Below are 16,292 nucleotides of genomic sequence, written 5' to 3'. Positions count from 1 at the left end.
CTAGTCGAAGAGCGCGCCCAGCGTGCCGTCCACCGGGCGGCCGCGGGCGGCCAGCTCGTCCGCCTGGTATTTCAGGATGGCGCCCAGCTCCTGCATGTCGGCGGCGGCCACCCCGGTCCGTTTCACCGCGTCGGCCGGGTTGCGGAACCAGGTCCGGGTGAGGAAGCCGGCGACCAGCGCGGCGTGCACCCGGGCCTCGGCGATGGTGACCAGCGCGGCGTCGGTGTCGTACCACTGGGTGAGCCGGACGGCCCGCTGCCGGGCGCCGTTCGCGACGGCCCAGTTGTGCCGGGCCAGCTGGCTGAACTCGGCCGGCCGGGCCTCGGTGAGCAGGTGCTGGTGCGCCTCGCGCAACTCCTTGAAGAAGTCCTTGGGGTCGTGCAGCCCGAACGTGGTCATGTACCGGTCGGCCAGCAGCGGCCAGCGCGCGGTGAGCTGCCGTGCCCCGGCCAGCGCCTCCTCGGCGCACAGCACCCGCAGGTCGACCGGGATGCCGTCGACCTTGCGCATGGCCGGTTTCGGGCCGGTCCGCGGCCGATAGGTGATCACCACCAGGTCGACGTCACTGCTCTCGTTGTCGTCGCCGTGCGCGACCGAGCCGCACACGCCGACCGCTCGCACCTCGGCCGACCAGCGGTGCTGGATCGCGTCGCAGAGCCGACCGGCCAGCGCGGCCCGCTGGGACGTGGTGTCGATCTCCTCGATCACCACCTCATTCTGTCCCGCTCAGGCGGTCGGCCGGCCCGGAAAGATCAGGGTCAGCGGGCTGAGCTGGGCGAGTTTCCGCCACTTCGTCGCACGAACTGCGGAGTCGGTCAAAGCAGACAGCGCGTCGACCCGCTCGGCGCTCTCCGTGACCGGCAGCACCACCCGCCAGGCCTGGGCCACCCCGTCCTCGACGTGGACGGCGAGCTTGAGCGCCGAGGCGCGGTCCGTGACCGGGAACGGCAGCTGGTAGCCGGGCGGGGTCGGCGCGGTGCTCGCCTTCAGCCCGGCCAGCCGGCCGACCAGGAAATCCCGGCGCAGCCGGTGCACGTCCTCGCAGGCCCGCGCCTGGTCCTGCTCGGCCTCGTCCGGCAGGTGCACGCCGATCAGCCCGTACGCCCAGATGGCCGCCTCCTCGGCGGCCAGTGCTCCGGCCAGTTCCTCTTTCACGTTCGAGAAACTAGCGCAGGGCCTCCGCGTGGGTTGCCCGAGCGGCGGCGATCGATCCGAGCAGCGCGGCCCGGGCGGCCGGGGCGGCCTTGCACGCGGCCACCGCGGTCTTCTGTGCGGCCAGCTCAGCCTTGCGCAGCGCGGCGACGGTGTCCGCGGTGGCCGCTGCCGACGGGGCGGCCGAGCCGGCGGGCAATGTGGTACCGATCACATCGGCCAGCGCCGTGGCGTGTGCCCGGTGTGCCTGGCCGAACGGGGCGAGCCTGGGCTGGGTGACCGCGAGCCGCTCGTAGGACCCGGCGAGCGCCAGCGCCTCGTCCAGCACCGGTTGCAGCGCGTCCGGTGCCGGGGGTGGCTCCGGCTCGTCGTCGAAGAGCCCGCAACCGCCCAGCGTGACCAGCCCGGCGAGCCCACCGGTGGCGCCCAGTACCCGCCTGCGGGTGTGTCCCGAATCGCTCATCCGCACCGCGCCAGTCAACACCATCCCCTCTACCGGATGATGTCCGGGAGCGCTGACCTGCGGATCAGGTGGTTTTGGTGCGGCGCCGCTTCGTCCGGACGACCGGCGCGTTACGCTCTGCGTCAGCCGCGGGGCCGAGAACTGCCCGGCGGCATATAGTCGTTGCAGCGTAAAAACTAGCGAGAGGTCGAGCCCGATGACGCAGCGTGGTCGCGCCGGGGCCCGGCCCGGTGGTCGCCCCGGTGGCCGGCGGACCCAGCCGGACACCCGGAGTACCCCCCTCGCCCCGCGGATCGATCTGACCGCGGCCCGCGCCCGGTTGCGCGAGGTGGTCGAGCCGGTGGTCACCAAGGCCGGATACGACCTGGAGGATCTCACCCTGTCCCGGGCCGGTCGCCGGTTCGTGGTCCGGGTGCTGATCGACGCCGACGGCGGGATCGGCCTGGACGACGTGGCGGTCGTCTCCCGGGAGATCTCCGAGGCCCTGGATACCGCCGATGAGCAGGGCGGCGAGCTCCTCTCGGGGGAGTATCAGCTGGAGGTCGGCTCGCCCGGCGTGGATCGGCCGCTGACCGAGCCGCGACACTGGCGCCGCAACGTCGGCCGCCTGGTCGCGGTGAACGGGGTGACCGGCCGGGTGCTGAGCACCTCCGACAGCGGCGTGACGCTGGAGGTGGACGGCGCCCCGCGCGAGGTGGCGTGGGCCGACCTCGGCGCGGGCAAGGTCCAGATCGAGTTCAAGCGCATGGACGAAGCCGATTTCGGCGACGAGGACGAGACCGACGACCTCGACGATGACGATGACGACCACGAAGGGGAGGGCGAGGAGTGAACATCGACCTCGCGGCGCTGCGCGCCCTGGAGCGCGAGCGGGAGATCCCGTTCGAGACGATCCTCGCGGCCATCGAGACCGCGCTGCTCACCGCGTACCGGCACACCGACGGCGCGGAGAGCCACGCCCGGGTGGAGATCGACCGCAAGACCGGCGTCGCCTCGGTGCTGGCGCAGGAGCTGGACGCGGACGGCACGGTGGTCCGGGAGTGGGACGACACCCCGCACGACTTCGGCCGGATCGCCGCGATGACCGCCAAGCAGGTGATCCTGCAGCGGCTCCGGGAGGCCACCGACGAGCAGCACTTCGGTGAGTACGCGGGGCGCGACGGCGACCTGGTCACCGGTGTCGTGCAGGCCGACGCCGCGCGTGCCGAGAAAGGCATCGTGATCGTCGACCTGGGCAAGCTGGAGGCGGTGCTGCCGCAGTCCGAGCAGGTGCCCGGGGAGTCGTACGAGCACGGATCCCGGATCCGGTGCATCGTGGTGCACGTGGCCAAGGGGTTCCGCGGTCCGCAGATCACCCTGTCCCGCTCGCACCCGGCGCTGGTGAAGAAGCTGTTCGCGCTGGAGGTGCCGGAGATCGCCGACGGCACCGTGGAGATCGCCGCGATCGCACGTGAGGCAGGTCACCGTACGAAGATCGCGGTCCGTTCCACGGTCCAGGGCGTGAACGCCAAGGGCGCCTGCATCGGCCCGATGGGCCAGCGGGTCCGCGCGGTGATGAGCGAGCTGCACGGCGAGAAAATCGACATCATCGACTGGTCCGACGACCCGGCCCAGTTCGTCGGCAACGCGCTGTCCCCGGCGAAAGCCCTGCGTGTGGAGGTCGTCGACGCGGCCACCCGGACGGCCAGGGTGACCGTGCCCGATTTCCAGTTGTCCCTGGCCATCGGCCGGGAGGGGCAGAACGCTCGGCTCGCCGCCCGGCTCACCGGCTGGCGCATCGACATCCGCCCGGACAACGAACCCGCTCCAGTCGCGGACCGTGATGCGGCCGAGGCGGGGAACTGACCGGATACGCGGTCGCCGCGATCGAGGGGTAGACTTCCCCTTGGTCGGCCCGACGCGAACCTGCGTCGGCTGCCGCAACCGCGCGCCGGCCGCTTCATTGCTGCGGTTCGTCGCGGCTGGATCCGGGGGAGACCTCCGGCTTCTGCCCGATCCAAGCCGCCGACTGCCGGGCCGGGGAGCACACCTGCATCCCGATCCGGCCTGCTTCGAGCAGGCGGAGCGACGTCGCGCCTTCGGGCGTGCGTTGCGTCTCACCGGTGTTGCTGACGCCGGACTGCTTGCCGAGCACATCCGTACGGTCTCCGTGCCGTGCGGAACCACCGATGACGAGGCGTTGCCGCCCCGTCACGACCCAGCAAGGTAGGACGACCCAGATGAGCACTCGATGAAGTCCCTGAAATGACCAGGCTTCTAGTGCACGAGTGAGGTCGATGCGGGTACTGCTCGCACGACCTCGAGATGAGGAGTGCAGTGCCAGGCAAGGCCCGCGTACACGAGCTCGCGAAAGAGCTCGGGGTCGACAGCAAGACCGTGCTCGCCACATTGAAGGACATGGGCGAGTTCGTTAAGTCCGCATCCAGCACCGTCGAGGCCCCGGTGGCCCGGCGGCTGCGTGGCGCCCTCGAGGCGAGCGGCAGCGTCCCGGCGGCTCCGTCCGCTCCGGCCGCGCCCGCTCCCGCCCCGTCCGGTGGCGCCTCCACTCCGTCCGCGTCGCCGCGTCCCGGCCCGCCGGCGGTCCGTCCGCAGCCCCCGCGCCGTCCCGGGCCCACGCCCGGTCCCGGCCCGTCGGCCGCACCGACCTCCCCTGCTCCGTCGCCCGGGCCGGCCGCCCGGCCGAACCCGCCGGCTCCCGGCCGTCCGGGCCCCCGGCCCGGCCCGATCGCGAAGCCGGCCAGCGCGCACGACATCGAGGTGGCGGCCGCCGAGGCGCGCGCCTCGGCGCTGAAGGCCGAGCAGGAGGCCGCCGTCAAGGCGGCCCAGGCCGCGCAGGCCGCCCGCACCCGGGATGCCGAGCGTCGCGGTCCCGCCGGTCCGTCCGAGGGCGGCCCGCGTGGCCCGCGCCCCGGTCCGGCCGGCATGCCGCCGCGTCCGGGTTCCCCCGCCGCCGGCCGTGCCGGTGGCAACCAGGGTGGCCCGGGTCAAGGCGGTCCCCGTCCGGGTCCGGCCGGCGGCGCGCCGCGTCCGCCCGCGCGTGGTCCCGGCAACAACCCGTTCGGTGTCTCCGGTAACGCCGCGGCCGGTCCGCGTCCGTCGCCGGCCTCGATGCCGCGTCCCAACCAGCCCGGCATGCCGCCGCGGCCGAGCCCGGCGTCGATGCCGCCGCGGCCCAGCCCCGCGTCCATGCCCTCGCAGCGTCCCGCCGGTCCCGGCGGCCGTGGTGGCGCCGGCGGTGCCGGTCGTCCCGGCGGTCCCGGTGGCGGCCGTGGCGGCCCCGGTGGTGCCGGTGGCGGCTTCCGTCCCGGTGGCGGCGGCGGTGGCGGTGGCTTCCGTGGCGGTCCCGGTGGGGGCGGCGGCGGTGGCGGCTTCCGTCCCGGCGGTGGCGGCGGTGGCGGTTTCCGTCCCGGTGGCGGTGGCCCCGGCGGCGGTGGCGGCGGTCCGGTCGGCGCGGGTGCTCCGGGTCGTCCCGGTGGCGCCGGTGGCCGTGGCCGCGGCGGTGGCGCGGCGGGTGCCTTCGGGCGTCCCGGCGGCCGGCCGACGCGTGGCCGCAAGTCGAAGAAGCAGCGGCGTCAAGAGTTCGACAACCTGTCGGCTCCGCAGATGAGTTCGGGCGCTCCGCGCGGTCAGGGTCAGGAGATCCGGCTGTCGCGTGGTGCCTCGCTGTCCGACTTCGCCGACAAGATCAACGCGAACCCGGGCTCGCTCGTCCAGGAGATGTTCAACCTGGGTGAGATGGTCACGGCGACGCAGTCGGTCTCCGACGACACGCTGCTGCTGCTCGGTGAGCACCTCGGCTTCGACGTCAAGATCGTCAGCCCCGAGGACGAGGACCGTGAGCTGCTCGCGCAGTTCAACATCAACCTCGACGCCGAGGTGGCGGAGGACCGGCTGGTCACCCGTCCCCCGGTGGTGACGGTGATGGGTCACGTCGACCACGGTAAGACGAAGCTGCTCGACGCGATCCGCAAGACGAACGTGGTGGCCGGCGAGGCGGGTGGCATCACCCAGCACATCGGCGCCTACCAGGTCGTCGTCCCCCACCAGGGTGAAGAGCGCGCGATCACCTTCATCGACACCCCGGGTCACGAGGCGTTCACCGCCATGCGTGCCCGTGGTGCCCAGGTCACCGACATCGTCATCCTCGTGGTGGCGGCGGACGACGGCGTGATGCCGCAGACGGTCGAGGCGCTCAACCACGCCAAGGCCGCCGAGGTGCCGATCGTGGTCGCGGTGAACAAGGTCGACAAGCCGGACGCCAACCCGGACAAGGTCCGGCAGCAGCTGACGGACTACGGCCTGCTCGCCGAGGAGTACGGCGGCGACACGATGTTCGTCAACGTGGCCGCCAAGCCGGGGCTCGGCATCGATGACCTCCTCGAGGCCATCCTGCTGACCGCCGACGCGTCGCTGGAGCTGACCGCTCCGATCGACGGCCCCGCTCAGGGTGTCGCGGTCGAGGCGCACCTGGACAAGGGCCGCGGCGCCGTCGCGACCGTCCTGGTGCAGAAGGGCACGCTGCGGGCCGGCGACTCGATCGTGGCGGGTGGCGCGCACGGCCGCGTCCGCGCCATGCTCGACGAGAACGGCAAGCAGGTCGCCGAGGCCGGTCCGGCCCGTCCGGTCCTGGTCCTGGGTCTGACGTCGGTGCCCAGCGCCGGCGACACGTTCCTGGCCGCCGAGGACGACCGCACGGTCCGCCAGATCGCCGAGCAGCGACAGGCCCGCCGTCGTGCGGCCGCGTTCGCCAACTCGGGTGCCAAGGCCACTCTCGAGACGCTCATGGCCCAGCTCAAGGAGGGCGAGAAGACCTCCCTTACGCTGGTCATCAAGGGCGACAGCTCGGGCTCGGTCGAGGCCCTCGAGGACGCGCTGTTCAAGATCGAGATTCCGGACGAGATCCAGCTCAAGGTCATCCACCGCGGCGTCGGTGCGATCACCGAGAGCGACGTCAACCTGGCGTCGGCCTCGTCGGAGCAGACCGCGACGATCATTGGCTTCAATGTCCGGGCCTCGAACAAGGTCAAGGAGATGGCCGACCGCGCCGGCGTGGAGATCCGCTACTACAGCGTGATCTACCAGGCCATCGAGGAGATCGAGGCGGCGCTCAAGGGCCTGCTCAAGCCGGAGTACGAAGAGGTCGAGCTGGGCACGGCGGAGATCCGCGAGGTCTTCCGCTCGTCCAAGATCGGTCTGATCGCCGGTTGTATGGTCCGCTCCGGGCTCATCCGCCGGAACTCCAAGGCGCGGATCATCCGCGAGGGCACTGTCGTGGCGGAGAACGTCACGATCAGCTCGCTCAAGCGGTTCAAGGACGACGCGACCGAGGTCCGCGAGGGCTTCGAGTGTGGTCTGACCTTCGGTGGGTTCGGCACGCCGCAGATCGGCGACGTGATCGAGACCTTCGAGATGCGCGAGAAGCCGCGGGCCTGATCCCCGGCTCATCGACGGCCCCGGCGGGTTACCCGCCGGGGCCGTTCCTTTTCCGCGCTGGGAGGATGGCGGCATGTCCCGTTACGCCATGCTGCTCGCCCCGTCCGCCAACCGCGTCTACGCCGACCAGGCGTCCCGCATCTCCCAGGCGGAGCTGGCCGCGTTCGCGCCGGTGCTCTCCTCGCCCCCGGAGGAGATCGGGACCACCGTCATCGGCGGCGTGGAGTACCTGACGTTCACCGCGACCCTGAGCCCGCGGGACATCGCCTTCGTCTCGAACCTGTCCGCCGCGTACGCCCTGTTCGAGCTGGTCGGCGACGATCTGCTGCGGCCCGCCACGCTCACCCCGCTGGCCCGGTACGACAGCGACCTGATCACCATCCCGAAGTACGCCGGCAAGACCAACGAGCAGTTCACCAAGCTGGTGCTGAACCTCACCGTGCTCGCCTCGGCCTCGGCCGACCGGATGCTGGACGGGCACCTCACCGTGCTCGACCCGCTGTGCGGCCGCGGGACCACCCTCAACCAGGCGCTGATGTACGGCTACGACGCGCTGGGCGTGGAGATCGACGGCAAGGACGTGGAGGCGTACAAGCTGTTCCTGCAGACCTGGCTGAAGCGCAAGCGGCTCAAGCACACCGCCGAGCTGGTGCCGGTGCGCCGCCAGGGTCGCCGGGCCGCCCGCCGCCTGGAGGTGACGATGGCGGCCAGCAAGGACGACCACAAGGCCGGGGCGGTGCAGAAGCTGACGGTGCTGCACGCCGACACCACGGCGCTGGACGGCCTGATCCGGGGCAACGTGGCCGACGTGCTGGTGGCCGACCTGCCCTACGGCGTGGCCCACGGGTCCTACGACGACCAGGGCGGCATCTCCCGCCGGCCGCTGGACCTGCTGGAGCGGGCCGTGCCGGAGTGGCTGCCGCTGCTGCGGCCCGGTGGCGCCGTGGGTCTGTCCTGGAACACCAAGGTCGCCCGGCGCGAGCTGGCCGAGGACATCCTGCTGGCGGCCGGCCTGGAGCTGGTGGAGCAGGGTGATCTGGCGCACCGCGTCGACCAGGGCATCGAGCGGGACGTCGTCGTCGCGCGGCGGCGCTGACCGCGGAAAAGGAGCTGACCAGCGGCTTCGGTGGGCGTAGCCTGCTCGCTGATGTATACCGAGACCGCAGTCTTCGACCTGCTCCTGCCCGGTGACTCCCGTTCCCTGAAGCAGAAGCGTTCGTACGTTCGCCCGATCATCGCGATGCTGAGGAAGTTCGAGGTGAGCGTCGCCGAGGTGGGTTTCCACGACCTGCACGGCCGGGCCCAGATCGGGGTGGCCGTGGTGGCGCCCGACCCGGCGCAGGCCCGCGCCGTGATCGACACCTGTGAGCACCAGGTGGCCGGTCGCCCGGAGATCGAGCTGTTGTCGGTCAGGCGCCGGCTCTACGGCGACGACGACTGATCGGGTTTCACACCGGCCGGTCCGGCAAAACCGAATGATGGTTCTGTCATAGGGGCTGGGTACGCTTCACCAAGTTGGGCGGGGGCAACGTTGACCCGCGGGTTACACAGTCGGAGGTGGGCGAGATGTCGGATCCGGCCAAGACGCGTCGGCACGCTGAGCGTGTCCGTGAGCTGGTGGCCTCGCTGGTGCGGGAGATCAAGGATCCCCGGATGGGCATGGTGACGGTCACAGACGCCCGGATCACCGGTGACCTCCGGGAGGCGACCGTCTTCTACACCGTGCTGGGCGACGCGACCGAGCAGTCCTCCACGGCGGCGGCGCTCGAGAGCGCCAAGGGCATGCTGCGCAGCCGGGTCGGCCACGCGCTCGGGCTGCGGCACTCGCCGAGCCTGGCGTTCAAGCTCGACAGCGTGCAGGACAACGTGAAGGAGATCGACGACCTGCTGGCCGCCGCGCGGCACCGGGACGAGGAGGTCCAGCGGCTCGCGGCCGGCAAGAAGTACGCCGGCGACCCGGACCCCTACAAGGTCGAGGAGCCGGAGGACGAGGACGAGGCCGAGCGGGTGGGGGCCCGCGAGGACCTCGGGTGACGCTGCCGTCAGACGGGCCCGCCGCCGGGCAGTGGGACGCCGCCGTCGCGGCGGTCCGCGCGCTCGGCGGCGAGGCCGAGATCCAGTTGATCTGTCACGTCAGCCCGGACGGGGACGCGCTGGGCAGCATGCTCGGGTTCGGGCTGGGGCTGCGACGCCTCGGGCACAGCCGGGTGCGGGCCACCTTCCCCGGCGAGTTCAGCGTGCCCACGCCGTACGCGGAGATGCCGGGCCTGGAGCTGCTGGTGCCGGAGGCGGAGGCCTACCCGGCGCCCGCCCTGATCATGATCTTCGACGTGGCCGCCGAGTCGCGTCTGGGCGGCCTAGCCGCCCTGGTCGCGGCCGCGCCGGTCAGCGTGGTCCTCGACCACCACGCGTCGAACACCGGGTTCGGCACGATCCGGCTGGTCGACCCGCGCGCGGCGGCCACCTCGGTGCTCGCCGAGCAGCTGATCGGCCGCCTCGGGGTGCCGCTGGACGCGGAGATCGCCGAGTGCTTCTACGTGGCGCTGGCCACCGACACCGGGTCGTTCAAGTTCGACGCGACGACGGTGGCGGTGCACGAGCTGGCCGCCCGGCTGATCGCCACCGGGCTGCGGCCCGGCGACATCTCCCGGCGGATCTTCGACACCCGGCCGTTCGGGGCGATGAAACTGGCCGGCGAGGTGCTCGGCCGGGCGGTGCTGGAGCCGGCCGCGGCCGGCGGGCGCGGGCTGGTCTGGACCTATGCCACGCTGGCCGACCTGGACCGGCACCAGCAGCCGCCGTACGTGCTGGACACCCTGATCGACCCGGTCCGCTCGGTCGCCGAGGCGGACGTGACGCTGCTGGTGAAACAGGTGGCCGCGGGGGAGTGGGCGGTGTCGCTGCGCAGCAAGGGCGCTGTCGACGTGAGCCGGCTGGCGATCTCACAGGGTGGTGGGGGTCACCGCCTGGCGGCCGGGTTCACCGGTCATGGGGAGGCCGGTGACGTGGTGGACACGGTGCGTCGGCTTCTTGACGATTATCTGAGCTGACGCTGTTTCAACAGCTCATAGGGGGTCATCCGAACGGGTGGCCCCCTTCTTTTCGTCTCGGATCCCGGGATCCCCGGTGCGCGGTGCTGACTGAACGTTAGTTTGAGATCTGAACGGTGATTTGGTTTCGCGCGGCTGACACCTCCGCCTCCCGTGAGACCGCGAGCCGCCCGGGTCCACCGCCCCGGGTCGCGTCACCTCTGCCACGCGTCCGGCGATCCCGGACCGGCCAGTGACGCCCCGCTCGACCGCTTCCGGGCGCTTCGCAGGCGCGAGCGCCCCACCACGCAGTGGAAGGAACCTCTGATGGCTGCCAAGCCGAAGCCCCAGCCCTCCGAAGACGCCCGTGAGCAGGCGCGCCGCGCGCTGCAGACCTCGCTCGACACACGTCAGTAGGAACTCCGCCGGTGTAAGGCACCGGCCCGTGTTGTATCCCTTACCGCTGGGCGGGCATCATGGGAGACCATGAGCCCGTCCGCCCAGATCGCCAAGCTGGCCCTGCCCGCCCTGGTGGTGCTCGCCGCCGAGCCGCTCTACGTCCTGGTGGACACCGCGGTGGTCGGCCATCTCGGGCCGATTCCGCTGGCCGCGGTCGCGATCGGCGGCACGGTGATGTCGGTGGCGGTCTGGTTCGGGACGCTGATGGCGTACGGGACGACCGGACGCGCCGCCCGCCGCTTCGGCGCCGGGGACCGTCCGGCCGCCGTCGCCGAGGGCGTTCAGGCGTCCTGGCTGGCCCTCGGGCTCGGCCTGGTGCTCGGACTGCTCGGCGTCGCCCTGGCCGGTCCGCTGGCGCACGCGCTGGCCGGCAACCCGGCGACCGCCGAGGCCGCCGCCGGATGGCTGCGGATCGCCGCGCTCGGCGTGCCGGGGCTGCTGCTCGCCGCCGCCGGCAACGGCTGGATGCGCGGCGTGCAGGACACCCGCCGGCCGCTGTTCATCGTGCTCGGCGCCAACGTACTGTCGGCGATCCTCTGCCCGCTGCTGGTCTACCCGGCCGGGCTGGGCCTGACCGGGTCGGCGATCGCCAACGTCACCGCCCAGACGGTCGGCGGCTGGCTGTTCCTGCTGGCGCTCGTCCGGGAGACCCGGCGGCTGCGCCCGGTGCCGTCGGTGATCGTCCGGCAGGTGGTGCTCGGCCGCGACCTGCTGATCCGCGGCGCGGCGTTCCAGGCCTGCTTCCTCTCCGCCACCGCTGTGGCGTCCCGGTTCGGGGTGGCCGCGGTCGGCGCCCACCAGATCGCGCTGCAGCTCTGGTTCTTCGCCGCGCTCGCCCTGGACGCCGTCGCGATCGCCGCGCAGTCGCTGGTCGGTGCCGCGCTCGGAGCCGGCGACGCCGGCCAGGCCCGGGACGTGGCCCGCCGGGTGACCGTCGCCGGTGGCCTGGCCGCCGTCGCCTTCGCGGCGCTGGTCGGCGCGGGCGCCACGGTGATCCCCGCGCTGTTCACCGACGACCCGTCGGTGCTCGGCCAGACCGCGATCGTCTGGCCGTGGTTCGTCGCCCTGCTCCCGTTCGCCGGGGTGGTCTACGCCCTGGACGGCGTCCTGATCGGTGCCGGCGACGTCGCCTACCTCCGCACCACCACGATCCTGGCCGCCCTGCTCGGGTTCCTCCCGATGATCTGGCTGGCCTATGCCCTGGATCTCGGGCTCGGCGGGGTGTGGGCCGGGCTGGGGTTGTTCACCTTCGTCCGGCTGGTCGCGACGGTGTCGCGGTGGCGGTCGGCTCGGTGGGCGGTGGTTGGGGTTACCCGCTGATCGGTCCGTTCGTGGTCTCCGGGGGCCGGCTGCCCGTGGCTCAGCGGGATCCCGCAGACGGGTCCGCGGGTCGTGATCGCGGGCCCCGGCCGGTCCCGGCTCGTGCTCCCGGCTCGTGCTCCCGGCTCGTGCTCCCGGCCCGCGCTCCCAGCCCACCCTCCCAGGGGGACCTCCCTTGGGCAGTGTGGCGGAATTTCGCGGGGCGTGGTGGGTGGGCTGTGGACAACGCGTTCGTGTGGAAAACGGCCCTGGCGACCGGCCGCGGACAACGAACAGTGGTCGACCGTCGCGGATTTCGTGACCACCCGCGAGCGGTGAGGGGACCGGCGGTCACCGGGAGGGCGTGTTCTCCGGGTGTGGGTCCGCGCATAGGGTGGGCTGGTGGATGGGTTGATTGTGGTGGACAAGCCGGCGGGGATGACGTCGCACGACGTGGTGGCGCGGATCCGGCGGCTGGCCAAGACTCGGCGGGTGGGGCACGGCGGGACGCTGGATCCGATGGCGACCGGGGTGCTGATCATCGGGGTGAACCGGGCGACCCGTCTGCTGACCTACGTGATCGGTTCGGCGAAAAGCTATGCCGCCACGATCCGGCTGGGTGAGTCGACGGTCACCGACGACGCCGAGGGCGACGTGACCGCTACCGCTTCCACCTCCTCGGTGACCGAGGAGGCGATCCGGGCCGGGCTCGCGGCGCAGGTCGGTGAGATCGACCAGGTGCCGAGCGCGGTCAGCGCCATCAAGATCAACGGGCAGCGGGCCTACAAGCGGGTCCGGGACGGTGAGGCCGTGGAGATTCCGGCCCGGCGGGTGACCGTGCACCGGCTCGACGTGCTGGCGATCCGGCGGCCCGAGGGGCTCGACGTGATCGACGTGGACATCGACGTGAGCTGTTCGTCGGGGACCTACATCCGGGCGATCGCGCGGGATCTCGGGGCGGCGCTCGGGGTGGGCGGCCACCTCACGGCGCTGCGGCGGACCGCGGTGGGCGAGATGACGCTGGACGTGGCGTCCACCCTGGAGGAGCTGGCCGAGCGGGCCCCGGACGTGGTCGGGCTGCCGATGTCCGAGGCGGCGCGGCGGGCGTTCCCCCAGCGGGTGGCCACCGAGGAGGAGACCAAGGTGCTGCGGCACGGCGGGCCGTTGCCGACGGTCGGGATCGACGGGCCCTACGCGGTGTTCGACCAGGCCGGCGAGGTGCTGGCGATCGTGAGCGAGCGGGGCGGCCGCGCCCGGGCGGAGATCGTGCTGGCCCCGGCGTGAGACCGGGCGGGCCTGGTTCGACGAGCGGGAGCACCCGCCTAGTGGAGGTGCCGGGCGACCGTCGCGATCAGGTCGGCCGCCGCGTACGGCTTGTCCAGGAAGTCGTCGCAACCGGCGTCGAGCGCCGCCTTCTGGTCCTGCGGCAGCACCGACGCGGTGACCGCGACCACCACCGGCCTCGGCCGGTCCGCCGGTTGCTCGCCGGCCTTCAGCTCGCGGGCCAGGCTGAGCCCGTTGCCGTCGGGCAGGTTGAGGTCGAGCAGGATCATGTCGTAGCCGCCGTCCCGCAGGCGGTTGCGGGCCTCGGTCAGCGTGGTGGCGTCGACCAGTTCGGCGTCGCGCACGGCGTCCACGCCGGCCCGGGAGAGCACCGCCTTGACCAGCATCCGGTTCAGTTCCTCGTCCTCCACCAGGAGAATGCGGTGGCTCACTGGTCCTCCAAAGCCGATGGGACGGAGCTGCGCAGCTGAACCGTGCCGGCCGGCGGGTGGGCGCCACCGGCGGTCCGCCACGCCGCCGGATGCGCCGGGTGGTACGGGATCCCCGGATGGTGCGTGGCGGGATGGTGCCCGAGCAGCGGAGCCAGGCTGTCCCATCCGGCGCCGCCGGCCATCGCCTCGGCGACCACCCCGCCGGCCATCGCGGTGGCGATCAGCGGGGCGGTGTCGCCGGGCGCCCGCTCGGCCAGGGCGGCGGCGCTCAGCCCGAGCACCGGGGTGTGCCGCCCGGACGGGTCCTGTTCCAGCTCGGCGAGCAGGCTGAAGCCGTCGGCGGCTGGCGACTGCATGTCGCAGACGATCAGGTCGAAGTTCTCCGCCCGGCTGCGGGCCAGGCCGTCCCGGCCGTCCGCGCAGGCCACCACGTCGGCGCCGCCGGCCCGCAGGCCGTCCTCGATCGCCTGGCGGATCGCGTCGTCGTGGTCGACCACCAGCACCCGCGGGGCGGGGCGGGCGGCGATCGCGTTGGACAGGGCGCTGAGCAGGGCCGGCTGGTCGACGGGCTTGACGAAGTAGTCGTGCGCGCCGAGCGCCAGGCCGGCCGGCGCCTCGTCCAGGATGCTGGCGAAGAAGACCGGTACGGTGGCCAGCGCGGCGTCCGCCTTGAGCCGGCGGATCACCTCCCAGCCGGAGATCCCGGGCAGTTCCACGTCCAGCACGATGGCGTCCGGCTTGTGGGCGCGGGCCACGGCCAGGCCGCTCTCGCCGGTGCCGGCCACCTCGACCCGGTAGCCGGCGTTGCTCAGCTGGGTCTGCATCAGCTCGGCCGAGTGCGGATCGTCCTCGACGAGCAGGACGTACGGGGCGTTCGCGGCACCCGCCGCACTCGGCTGGGCCACCGGGGCGGCGGGTAGGCGTACCGTGAATGAACTGCCCTGGCCCGGAGCGGACCGGAGGGTGATCTCGCCGCGCATCGCCTCGACCAGCCGGCGCGTCAGCGCCAGGCCCAGTCCGGTGCCGGCCGCGCGCCGATCCGGGTCGCCGACCTGCTGGAACTCCTCGAAAACGCGTTCCGCGTCGTGGTCGGCGATGCCGACCCCGGTGTCGGCGACGGTCACCGCCACGTCGTCGCCCGACTCGCTCACGGTGATCGAGATGGTGCCCTCGGCCGGGGTGAACTTGATCGCGTTGGACAGCAGGTTCTCCACGATCTGCCGCAGCCGGAGCCGGTCGGCCAGGGCGGTCACCGGGGCCAGCTCGGTCATCACGGTCAGCCGCTTCTCGGCGAACAGCGGGGCCAGCCCGGTGAGCAGTTCCTCGACCGCGCTGTCCACCCGCACCGGGGCGACCCGCAGGTCCATCCGGCCGGCCTCCACCTTGGCCAGGTCGAGGATGTCGTTGATCAGGCCGAGCAGGTGCCGGCCGCTGCCGTGGATGTGGTCGACCCAGTCGGCGGGCACCCGGCGGCGGTCACCCTCCGGCTCCTCCAGGCGCATCAGGTCGCTGAACCCGATGATCGCGTTGAGCGGGGTACGCAACTCGTGGCTCATGTTCGCCAGAAAGTTGCTCTTCGCCTCGTTCGCCCGGGTCAGCGCCTCGACCGAGTTGCTCAGCTCGGTGGCCAGCCGGCGTTCGCGGACCATCGCCGCCTGCCGCTCGGCGAGCAGTCCGGCCTGCCCGCCGAGCTCGGCCAGCAGGCTCAGGTCGTCGTCGCTGAACAGGTTGCGATAGCGGTTGAGCAGCAGCACCCAGCCCTCGACGTCGGGTGGCACCGGCATCGGCAGCACGGTGACGAAGTCGTTGGCCAGCGCCTGGCCGAAGTGCCGCACCAGCGCCGGGCCGCCCTCGCGCAGCCGGGCCGGCCGGCCACGGCGGACCAGCCCGGCCGGGTCGGCGTCGATCGGCTCGCCCGGCACGTCGAGCGGCGGGCCGGCGTATCCGGCCTGCTCCAGGCGACCGTCCGGGCGGGGGAGCAGCACCACGACCGCGTCGGCGGCGGTCTGCACCCGCATCAGGTCGGCGTACGTCTGCCAGATCTGTTCCGGCGACTCGGCCGGCGCCCGCAGCAGCCGTTCGGTGATCGACTGGGCGGCGGCGGCCGAGGAGACCCGGCGCAGCCACCGCGGCGGCGTGAACGCGACCAGGTAGCCGAGCCCGCTGACCAGGGCCAGCACCCGGCTCGCGGCGCGCAGGCCCTGGTGACCGCTGGACGCCGCGCCGATCATCATGATCATCACGCCGAAGGTGAGGGTGGCCACCGCGGCGGCCATCAGCCGGGCCCGGTTGGTGCCGGTACGGGTGCGGGCCTTGCCGAACAGCAGCACCCCGGCGGTGATCTCGGCGGCCAGGAAGTAGGCCACCTCGGCGGCGATCAGTCCGAGCGGCAGCGGGCGCGGCGCCATCACCAGCGGGATCGCCAGCAGCACGTAGCCGGTCAGGGTGCCGCGGATCAGGACCGGCGCGACGTGCCGCAGGCGGGCGGCCAGGCGCATCGTCAGGTACGGCTGGGCCATCAGCGGGACGGCGGTCAGCGAGCCGGTCCAGGCGGGCCGGTCGCCGATGGTCTGGAACAGCACGTCGAACCCGAAGACCAGCGCGCACGGGGCGAAGACCAGTGTCACGTCACGCTGCAGTGGGTCGCGGCCGCGCAGCCAGCCGCCGAGTGCGCGCAGGAAGAGCACCGCGAAGGTGATCTCCGCAGCGAGCAGGACGAGGCGGGTCCACTCGACGCTCATA

15 protein-coding genes are annotated in these 16,292 nt (G+C 72.7%); 10 read left to right on the top strand and 5 right to left on the bottom strand.

All coding sequences use genetic code 11. The features are described from left to right. Genes Actob_RS37530 through Actob_RS37520 form a run of 3 tightly spaced genes read right to left on the bottom strand, consistent with a single transcriptional unit; the run spans window position 1 to window position 1,615 of the window. Entirely contained in the window at window positions 1-711 is a 711-nt protein-coding gene (locus Actob_RS37530; RefSeq protein WP_407653485.1) for a nucleotidyltransferase domain-containing protein, read from the bottom strand. A gap of 15 nt (window positions 712-726) precedes the next feature. Next, entirely contained in the window at window positions 727-1,155 is a 429-nt protein-coding gene (locus Actob_RS37525) for a ferritin-like domain-containing protein (RefSeq protein ID WP_284916722.1), read from the bottom strand. 10 nt (window positions 1,156-1,165) lie between these two features. Next, complete coding sequence (locus tag Actob_RS37520) at window positions 1,166-1,615, bottom strand: hypothetical protein (RefSeq protein WP_284916720.1); 450 nt, start codon at window positions 1,613-1,615, stop codon at window positions 1,166-1,168. 196 nt (window positions 1,616-1,811) lie between these two features. On the opposite strand from Actob_RS37520, the gene rimP reads away from it, so the two are divergent. The 10 genes from rimP (at window position 1,812) to truB (ending at window position 13,119) form a co-directional block, all read left to right on the top strand. Then, window positions 1,812-2,447, top strand: coding sequence for a ribosome maturation factor RimP (gene rimP, locus Actob_RS37515; protein WP_284916719.1), 636 nt, complete (start codon window positions 1,812-1,814; stop codon window positions 2,445-2,447). Next, window positions 2,444-3,460: a transcription termination factor NusA gene (nusA, locus tag Actob_RS37510; protein WP_284916718.1), complete on the top strand. Its 1,017-nt coding sequence runs from the start codon at window positions 2,444-2,446 to the stop codon at window positions 3,458-3,460. The genes rimP and nusA overlap by 4 nt, the downstream gene beginning before the upstream one ends. Beyond that, window positions 3,438-3,824, top strand: coding sequence for a YlxR family protein (locus Actob_RS37505; RefSeq protein WP_284922467.1), 387 nt, complete (start codon window positions 3,438-3,440; stop codon window positions 3,822-3,824). The genes nusA and Actob_RS37505 overlap by 23 nt, the downstream gene beginning before the upstream one ends. Window positions 3,825-3,919: 95 nt before the next feature. Continuing rightward, complete coding sequence (gene infB, locus Actob_RS37500) at window positions 3,920-7,048, top strand: translation initiation factor IF-2 (RefSeq protein ID WP_407653484.1); 3,129 nt, start codon at window positions 3,920-3,922, stop codon at window positions 7,046-7,048. A gap of 73 nt (window positions 7,049-7,121) precedes the next feature. After that, entirely contained in the window at window positions 7,122-8,144 is a 1,023-nt protein-coding gene (locus Actob_RS37495; RefSeq protein WP_284916716.1) for a TRM11 family SAM-dependent methyltransferase, read from the top strand. 51 nt (window positions 8,145-8,195) lie between these two features. Next, the gene (locus tag Actob_RS37490) at window positions 8,196-8,489 is read left to right on the top strand and encodes a DUF503 domain-containing protein (protein ID WP_284916715.1); all 294 of its coding nucleotides are present in this window, start codon (window positions 8,196-8,198) and stop codon (window positions 8,487-8,489) included. Window positions 8,490-8,614: 125 nt separating this feature from the next. Then, entirely contained in the window at window positions 8,615-9,082 is a 468-nt protein-coding gene (rbfA, locus tag Actob_RS37485; protein ID WP_284916714.1) for a 30S ribosome-binding factor RbfA, read from the top strand. Then, window positions 9,079-10,098, top strand: a complete 1,020-nt coding sequence (locus Actob_RS37480) for a DHH family phosphoesterase (RefSeq protein WP_284916712.1) — start codon at window positions 9,079-9,081, stop codon at window positions 10,096-10,098. Before rbfA ends, Actob_RS37480 begins: the two co-directional genes overlap by 4 nt. A gap of 465 nt (window positions 10,099-10,563) precedes the next feature. Further along, window positions 10,564-11,856: an MATE family efflux transporter gene (locus Actob_RS37475; RefSeq protein WP_284916710.1), complete on the top strand. Its 1,293-nt coding sequence runs from the start codon at window positions 10,564-10,566 to the stop codon at window positions 11,854-11,856. A 417-nt stretch (window positions 11,857-12,273) separates the two neighbouring features. Beyond that, a complete protein-coding gene (truB, locus tag Actob_RS37470) occupies window positions 12,274-13,119 on the top strand; it encodes a tRNA pseudouridine(55) synthase TruB (protein ID WP_284922466.1) in 846 nt (281 codons plus the stop codon). Between the two features lie 38 nt (window positions 13,120-13,157). Here truB and Actob_RS37465 read toward each other — a convergent pair whose 3' ends face one another. After that, window positions 13,158-13,550: a response regulator gene (locus Actob_RS37465; protein ID WP_284916709.1), complete on the bottom strand. Its 393-nt coding sequence runs from the start codon at window positions 13,548-13,550 to the stop codon at window positions 13,158-13,160. Continuing rightward, window positions 13,547-16,291 (bottom strand): ATP-binding response regulator, encoded by a 2,745-nt coding sequence (locus tag Actob_RS37460; RefSeq protein ID WP_284916708.1) that lies wholly within the window; start codon window positions 16,289-16,291, stop codon window positions 13,547-13,549. The genes Actob_RS37465 and Actob_RS37460 overlap by 4 nt, the downstream gene beginning before the upstream one ends. Window position 16,292: the final 1 nt, after the last annotated feature.

The organism is Actinoplanes oblitus, from assembly GCF_030252345.1.
GTDB classification, from domain to species: Bacteria; Actinomycetota; Actinomycetes; order Mycobacteriales; family Micromonosporaceae; genus Actinoplanes; species Actinoplanes oblitus.
Note: the sequence above shows the minus strand (reverse complement) of the source record. Positions and strands in the feature narration are given on the sequence as shown.

Coding starts and splice junctions, on each gene's coding strand:
- Actob_RS37520 (WP_284916720.1), bottom strand. CDS start 1,615: ATGAGCGATTCGGGACACACCCGCAGGCGGGTACTGGGCGCCACCGGT.
- rimP (WP_284916719.1), top strand. CDS start 1,812: ATGACGCAGCGTGGTCGCGCCGGGGCCCGGCCCGGTGGTCGCCCCGGT.
- Actob_RS37505 (WP_284922467.1), top strand. CDS start 3,438: ATGCGGCCGAGGCGGGGAACTGACCGGATACGCGGTCGCCGCGATCGA.
- infB (WP_407653484.1), top strand. CDS start 3,920: ATGAGGAGTGCAGTGCCAGGCAAGGCCCGCGTACACGAGCTCGCGAAA.
- Actob_RS37495 (WP_284916716.1), top strand. CDS start 7,122: ATGTCCCGTTACGCCATGCTGCTCGCCCCGTCCGCCAACCGCGTCTAC.
- Actob_RS37490 (WP_284916715.1), top strand. CDS start 8,196: ATGTATACCGAGACCGCAGTCTTCGACCTGCTCCTGCCCGGTGACTCC.
- rbfA (WP_284916714.1), top strand. CDS start 8,615: ATGTCGGATCCGGCCAAGACGCGTCGGCACGCTGAGCGTGTCCGTGAG.
- Actob_RS37475 (WP_284916710.1), top strand. CDS start 10,564: ATGAGCCCGTCCGCCCAGATCGCCAAGCTGGCCCTGCCCGCCCTGGTG.
- truB (WP_284922466.1), top strand. CDS start 12,274: ATGACGTCGCACGACGTGGTGGCGCGGATCCGGCGGCTGGCCAAGACT.
- Actob_RS37460 (WP_284916708.1), bottom strand. CDS start 16,291: ATGAGCGTCGAGTGGACCCGCCTCGTCCTGCTCGCTGCGGAGATCACC.